Annotated in this window: 6 protein-coding genes; 3 read left to right on the top strand and 3 right to left on the bottom strand. The window is 36.7% G+C overall.

All coding sequences use genetic code 11. The features are described 5' to 3' along the window. Both B9T30_RS15440 and efp read right to left on the bottom strand, forming a co-directional pair. A partial coding sequence (locus tag B9T30_RS15440; protein WP_319830019.1) for a carbon starvation CstA family protein occupies positions 1-879 on the bottom strand: 879 nt, incomplete at its 3' end. 172 nt (positions 880-1051) lie between these two features. Continuing rightward, positions 1052-1621, bottom strand: coding sequence for an elongation factor P (gene efp / locus B9T30_RS15435; RefSeq protein ID WP_086185781.1), 570 nt, complete (start codon positions 1619-1621; stop codon positions 1052-1054). Positions 1622-1691: 70 nt separating this feature from the next. On the opposite strand from efp, the gene epmB reads away from it, so the two are divergent. From epmB to B9T30_RS15420, 3 genes are read left to right on the top strand one after another with little or no spacing between them, the layout of a single operon-like run. Beyond that, positions 1692-2708 (top strand): EF-P beta-lysylation protein EpmB, encoded by a 1017-nt coding sequence (gene epmB, locus B9T30_RS15430; RefSeq protein WP_086185780.1) that lies wholly within the window; start codon positions 1692-1694, stop codon positions 2706-2708. Positions 2709-2722: 14 nt separating this feature from the next. Next, positions 2723-4468, top strand: coding sequence for a GTPase (locus tag B9T30_RS15425; RefSeq protein WP_086185779.1), 1746 nt, complete (start codon positions 2723-2725; stop codon positions 4466-4468). Then, positions 4450-6567 carry an EAL domain-containing protein gene (locus B9T30_RS15420; protein ID WP_086185778.1) on the top strand — a complete coding sequence of 706 codons (2118 nt, stop codon included), beginning with the start codon at positions 4450-4452 and terminating at the stop codon, positions 6565-6567. The genes B9T30_RS15425 and B9T30_RS15420 overlap by 19 nt, the downstream gene beginning before the upstream one ends. Positions 6568-6649: 82 nt before the next feature. On the opposite strand, the gene rpmE is transcribed toward B9T30_RS15420, so the two are convergent. Then, entirely contained in the window at positions 6650-6880 is a 231-nt protein-coding gene (gene rpmE / locus B9T30_RS15415) for a 50S ribosomal protein L31 (protein WP_086185777.1), read from the bottom strand. Positions 6881-7041: the final 161 nt, after the last annotated feature.

Here is a 7041-nt window from a genome sequence, read left to right as displayed (position 1 = left end):
CTTCAAGAATGTAGATAAGTAATCACGTGGCGCAAGCAACAACCACACAGGTAAGACTGAAGCAATAAAACCGTAACCAATCAAACACCATGTCAATTGCGTCCCTGTGAGCGTAAACAAAGGCCCCCAATAAGGATCGGCTGCAATATTCCCACCATAAACAATTCCCGCCATCATCAACACAAAGCCAATGAGCGAAACCTCGGCAATTTTTCCTGGACGGATATAACGCATGTATACGCCCATGAACAATGCAATGGGAATGGTTGCCGCAATACTAAACACGCCCCAAGGGCTATGTGCGAGTGCTTTTACAACCACAAGTGCTAATACGGCAAGAATAATAATCATCACGCCTAATGCACCAAGCATAACGATAATTCCAGCAAAGGAACCAAGTTCTTGCTTCGCCATTTCACCTAATGAACGCCCATCACGACGGGTCGAAATAAACAACACCAAAAAGTCTTGAACAGCACCCGCAAGAACGACACCGACCAACAACCAAATCGTTCCTGGCAAATAACCCATCTGTGCAGCCAGAATAGGACCGACTAAAGGCCCTGCACCAGCAATCGCTGCGAAGTGATGTCCAAACAAGACATATTTATTGGTAGGCACATAATCCAGACCATCAGCTAAACGATGTGCTGGTGTTAAACGTCGCGCATTGAGTTCAAAAACTTTATTCGCAATAAATAAACTATAGAAACGATAAGCAATGCTATATATACAGATGGCTGCTAAAACCAGCCAAACAGCATTTACATGCTCACCTCTGCTCAGTGCAAGCGTCCCAAATGATACTGCACCTAAAACTGCGACTAAAATCCATACTATTTTTGAAGTTATTGATAACTTCTGTTGAGTCGTTTCCATGTCAATCCCTCATCTATTCTGCATAAATCAGCGTTCATTTTTATTGTCTGGCTTACTGCTGTTTGCTCTTTTGTGACGGTACTCCTTATATTTTATTTTTCATTTATAGTTCTGGCATAAAAAAAGGGACGATTTTCATCATCCCTTTCGATAATAGTCTATTTTTAAACCATTATGCACGTTCTAAATAATCACCCGTACGAGTATCTACACGAACGCTTTCTTCTTGCTGTACGAATAATGGTACACGAACAACTGCACCAGTTTCGAGTTTAGCAGGCTTACCGCCACCGCCAGAAGTATCACCACGTACACCTGGATCAGTTTCAACAATTTTCAAGACCACAAAATTCGGTGCACTTACTGTCAATGGAATACCATTGAACAACATAATGGTACATTTTTCGTTTGAATCGTCTTTCAACCATTTAGCAGCATCGCCCATCGCAGTTTTGTCAGCTGTGATTTGTTCGAAGCTTACTGGATCCATAAAGTTCCAGAGTTCGCCATCGTTATAAAGGTAATCCATTTCAACTTCTACAATGTCTGCACCTTCCAGTGTTTCATTGGATTTGAACGTTTTTTCTAAAACTTTACCCGTTTTAAGATTACGCAATTTCACACGGTTAAATGCTTGACCTTTACCAGGTTTCACATATTCATTTTCCATGATTGAACATGGGTTACTATCCAGCATGACCTTTAGGCCAGCTTTAAAATCATTTGTCGAATAATTGGCCATGAAAGGCTCACTCCAAACTTACTAACTTAAATCTATTAATGCTAGACTAGCATCATTTTTTACATGCGGCATGATAAACTATTTGTATCAAGAGCAAAACTGGCAATCTCAACTCAGTGACCTTATTACAGACCCTTTAGAGTTACTTGAGGTGCTTAAGCTCTGTCCTGAGCAATTATTATCAGGGGCAATCCTTGCTTCTGAACAGTTCAAATTACGTGTTCCCCGTGCATTTGTTGGAAAAATGACCGTTGGTGATCCACTTGACCCCCTTTTACTGCAAGTATTACCTCATCATCTAGAACTCGAAGACCACCCTGACTTCGTGACAGACCCATTAGGTGAAGAACAAGCCAATCAACAACCAGGTGTATTACACAAATATAAATCTCGCTTTTTACTCACCTTAACGGGTGCTTGTGCAGTTCACTGTCGCTATTGTTTTCGCCGTCATTTTCCTTATCAAGAAAATTTACCTAAGAATGAAGATTGGCTAAACATTCAAAATTATATTGAAAGCCAACCAGATATCAATGAAGTCATTTTTAGTGGTGGAGATCCACTTACGCTCTCAAATCGAAAACTAAAACTGTGGATTGATCGTTTAGAGTCTTTACCGCAAATTAAATTTTTGAGAATTCATTCACGAGTTCCTATCGTAATCCCCAACCGTGTCGATGAAGAGCTCGTTTCTCTATTAAAAAACAGTAGGCTACGGATTATTCTAGTGGTACACTCAAATCACGCAGCTGAGCTTGATGATTTGACTTGCGCTAAGCTTTCGCTATTAGTTCAACAGCAAATTACCGTGCTCAACCAAGCAGTTTTATTAAAGGGAATCAATAATTCTGCACAGATTTTAGTCGATTTAAGTTATCGTTTGTTTGATGCAGGTGTAATGCCATATTATTTACATGTATTAGATAAAGTAAAAGGCGCGCATCATTTTGACTTAAGTCCTAAAGAGATTAATCTTATATATAAAGATGTTTTAGAGAACCTTCCAGGATATTTGGTTCCTAAACTCGTTAGGGAAATAGCGGGCGAAAAAAACAAAACACCGCTTTTTGGGGTTTCAACTTTTTGAGTTAAATAATAACGATGCTTATGAGTACTTCAGATATCTTCCAAACTCCAACAGAGTTAAAGTTGGAAAAACTGAGCTTTTGTCCATCTAATGCAAAAGGTCTGCAAGAATGGGTCGCTAATTTATCCATTCTACAACTCGGGAATTCTTCAAAAGAACTTTTCAACGCGTTACTCGAAATTTCAGAACTTAAATGCCCAGAAATGCTTCGTTTTGATTTAATTCAAATTCTACACCCAACCATTGATAATGTATTGATTAGCTTGGAAAAACATTTTTTCAATCAAAGCCTTATCACCTCTGATCGTAATGATCAAATTATTGAATTGGCGATGTTATTACGCAGCCATTTCGCAAAAATTTATATCGATATTTCAAAAAGATGCAATACACAGTTAAGTTTGCAAAAATTTTCATTGTTTGCCTTTAATCAAAAGAAAAGTTTACAAACTGCAAGAATGGTTTCGACCTATTACGCATTGCAACAACTGTCATTGTTACTTTATCAGCAACATTTGTTATATAGCACACCTTTATTTGGGCAATGGTTAGTGGCACACCAATTGCTTGAATGTGCGATTAAAAACAATTTCTATCAAACGAACATCAATCAGATTTTAGATACTCAACACCAATTACAAACCATTACTCAGGCTTACTCACAGCTTATTTTGCTCGATATCTTCAATACGCATCAAATTCGCCCTTCTGAAATGCAAGGTCTATATTTGTGTAGCTTTGATTGGGCAAAACTGGTTCACATCTTATCTAAAGAAACCACGCTTTCACGCTATATTATTGACATCAACAAAGATCACCCACCTGTTTTCAATACTGATCAATCCAGTTTATATAAACCGACCATCTATATTTCGACCCAAAATTTACTTGATCATTTATCTGAAACTCAATCGAAAAAAACGGGATATTTATCGCGTAATGAAAAGCTCTTCTTAACCCCTGCCTTACATTTTCATATTCACAACTTACTGACAACCAATACCGAACGTCGCTATGAGCGTTACGAATATTCTGCTCAATTACAAATATGTTTTAGTCTTGCCGTTGCACACTTTTACCTCTCTAAAGGTAAAAACTTTCATGAAACTTTGGATTTAGAAAATAATTATCAATTCCAAAATGAAAGCACATTTATTAATTCAATGAATTCTAATATTCCTGCTGAAATCACAACCGCTAAAACCCTCGATCGAGAAGCTAAACAAATTTATTCTGCTGACGTTCTTGATATTAGTGTGAATGGTTACAGAATTAAATGGACAGGGATTACACCTACGAATTTAAAAACCGGTGAATTTATTCTTATTCAAGAAAGCACCAATAGCCCTTGGCGCGGTGGTGTAATTCGTTGGATTAAACAGTCGACAGAAAAAAGTTTAGAGCTTGGTCTTGAAGTATTAGCGCAAGATTTATTCCCGTGTTCAGTCATGGTAAAAACTGAGCGCCATAACAACAATTATCAACCCGCATTGATTGTTCAAACAGCTCAACTGGATAATATTTCGACCAGCTTAATTGTCTCAGGCTCACACCTGTTTAGAGAAAAACAAACCATTCATTTGCGCTTAGGAAAAGAAGAACTCAAAATTTATCTCACCAAAGCACAGCTAATTACACAAAGTTTTATCCGATTTGAGTTTGAATTACTCAATGATCAACAAGAAATTTTAGTTAAAAACTTTATCAATAAACAAATGAATGAAATCAAGAATCACGATTTATGGGAAGCATTGAAGTGAGAAATCCATTATTGTCTAAAAAGTTAAAACGTACCGAGACGCGTTTACTCATTATCGATGATAATCAAATACGTTTTAATCAGATTCGTGATCTTTTAATATCGAACGAACATATCGTACAGGCAACATTGCTTGATGATTTACAAAATTTTGAGAAGCAATTACATCAAAATTGGGATCTGGTCATTTTTGGCCGTGCTTATGACTTAAAATATGAACAGGCTTTAAGCTTAATCCAATTATCAAAACAGCCTAACTTACCGATTATTCTGCTAAAACCCGATAATTATCAGGCAGAACAATATGCGAGTTATATTCGTAAAGGCGTTTACGACATTTTAAATCTGGATTATCTCGATCGTTTCTATATTGGTTTACTCCGCGCCCTTTCATTGAGCCGACTACTTCTAACGCAACAACATTTAATGAATGAGTTAGAATCAGCACAAACCCAAGCTCAATCTTTAGCGCAAGATAGTAATAAAGCCATTGCACTGATTCAAGAAGGCATTCATATTCAAGCCAATGCTGAATATTTAGCTCTATTTAGAATAAAAAATGAGGAGGATATTGTTGGTCTTCCCTTACTTGACCTTTTACAACCCAAAGAATTAAATGACTTTAAGTTGCGGTTTAAAAAAATTACCCAAGGTCAATTCGATTTCGGTCGTTTTGATATCACCACCTTAAATAATCACGTTGCTATTCCAAATCCGCTTAAAATCGAATTTTTACCTTCTACGGATGAAGATGCATTACAAATTACCATTGATATTGAAAATTCAGAATCAACCAATGTAACCAGCAGTACAACTGAGAAAAACACACAAAAGCCAAATACATATCAGTTGATCAATCGAGCAATCACCAAACAACCCTCTAATATTAATGCATTGGTGCTCTTTTCTTTAGCATCATGCCCTGAAATTATTTTTCAAGGTGATTGGATCACTTCAAAAAATTATTTCAATCAGATCAATGAGTTTTTAAAAGATCAAACGCATGCTCCATTATTTCAAATTGCGACTGGTGTTTTTATTGGTTTATTCCAAGCAGAATCCAAAGCAAAATTAGAATCTAAACTCATTGGCTTAAATTCACTCACTAAACCACAATTATTAACCATCAATCAATCCACTTATCCACTCAATCTTAGAATTGGTTATTCAGTTTTAGATAGTGAAATACGTGATGAAAATCACTTCGAACAATTTATTAATTTAGCTTACAGTACTGTTTTACCTAAAAATGAGCCTACACCACAGCTCGAATTAGAAACGCGTATAGACACCCCGACAATTGAACTACAGCATCAGGAAATCAAGTCCGTAGATGCCGTACCTGAATCTGCACTCATTCGCGCTTTACAACACAGTTTAGACCGAGGTGAGATTCATCTTAAATATCAACAGTTGTATGATAAACAAGACAGTAATTTATACACCTATGAAGTAACGAGTGGCTTCATTTTTGAGAACACATGGAAAGATTTATCCAGTTTAAGAGAATTGGCAGAAGATACTGAATTATCAATTAAATTGGATCGCTGGATTTTAGTTGAATCATGTAAACAACTGCATAATTTCATTACTCAATATCCTGAAGCAAAATTGATTGTAAATTTAAATAAAGCAGTCTTATTGCTTGATCGTACTTTCCCTGAATTTATCTCCAAATTAATTACGATTGTTCGAAGTAAATTAACTCACCCGCTTATTTTACAATTTTCAGAAGAAGACCTGACTCAGAACATACCTGATGCACAAAAACATATCGCGCAATTACGCCAATTTGGTGCTGAAATATCCTTAAGAGACTTTGGTAACAGTATTTATAGTGAATCTGCTGCACGTCAACTCGATATCAACGGCTTAACATTACATCACAGTCTGACTAAAATGCTACAGTCAGAACAATCCACACAAGAATTACAAGAAAAAATCAAAACGTTCCATGAAATTAAACCCGTTGAAATTATGCTGCGTGATTTAAATGACATGACACTGTTTGCAAATGCGTGGAATGTGGATGCTCGCTTTATTCAAGGTGACTATTTCCAGAAAAAACTAGATCATCTTATTGATGTACAAGACCAATAGGTCTTGTACATGTTTTCTAGAATATAAATTTTAGATGTAAAAAAAACGGGCAAAATGCCCGTTTTTTTTACATCTAACAGTATTAGTCAGGACGTTTGATAGAACGTGACATACCAGAAAAACGTTGTTTGAACTTGTCGATACGACCACCTTGATCAACATTCTTCTGTTTACCAGTATAGAATGGGTGGCATGCAGAACATACGTCTAGGTAAATAGTTTCTTTACCAATCGCTGAACGAGTTTCGATTACATTACCACATGAACAAGTAGCAACTAATTTTTCATATTTTGGGTGGATATCGGCGCGCATGGTCGACTACTCCTAAGTTAAGAAAGGCTTATGCTGTCATCGCAATTGATCACTCTCATTATTAGAGGAAAAAGCTTATCCAAAGAAAAGCGAGATCAACACCACAACAGACCATTCTTTTGGCCCACCGAGACGGATACCGTCAGAGCTAAGCACAACAA

This window comes from Acinetobacter sp. ANC 4973 (assembly GCF_002135275.1).
In the GTDB taxonomy this organism is placed as follows: Bacteria; Pseudomonadota; Gammaproteobacteria; order Pseudomonadales; family Moraxellaceae; genus Acinetobacter; species Acinetobacter kyonggiensis.
The sequence above is the reverse complement of the archived record's forward strand: the minus strand, read 5'-3'. Positions and strand labels throughout refer to the sequence as shown.

Bases quoted from the DNA above. Each gene is read 5' to 3' on its own strand.
- B9T30_RS15425 (WP_086185779.1), top strand. From the start codon at position 2,723: ATGCTTATGAGTACTTCAGATATCTTCCAAACTCCAACAGAGTTAAAG.
- rpmE (WP_086185777.1), bottom strand. From the start codon at position 6,880: ATGCGCGCCGATATCCACCCAAAATATGAAAAATTAGTTGCTACTTGT.
- B9T30_RS15420 (WP_086185778.1), top strand. From the start codon at position 4,450: ATGGGAAGCATTGAAGTGAGAAATCCATTATTGTCTAAAAAGTTAAAA.
- efp (WP_086185781.1), bottom strand. From the start codon at position 1,621: ATGGCCAATTATTCGACAAATGATTTTAAAGCTGGCCTAAAGGTCATG.
- epmB (WP_086185780.1), top strand. From the start codon at position 1,692: ATGATAAACTATTTGTATCAAGAGCAAAACTGGCAATCTCAACTCAGT.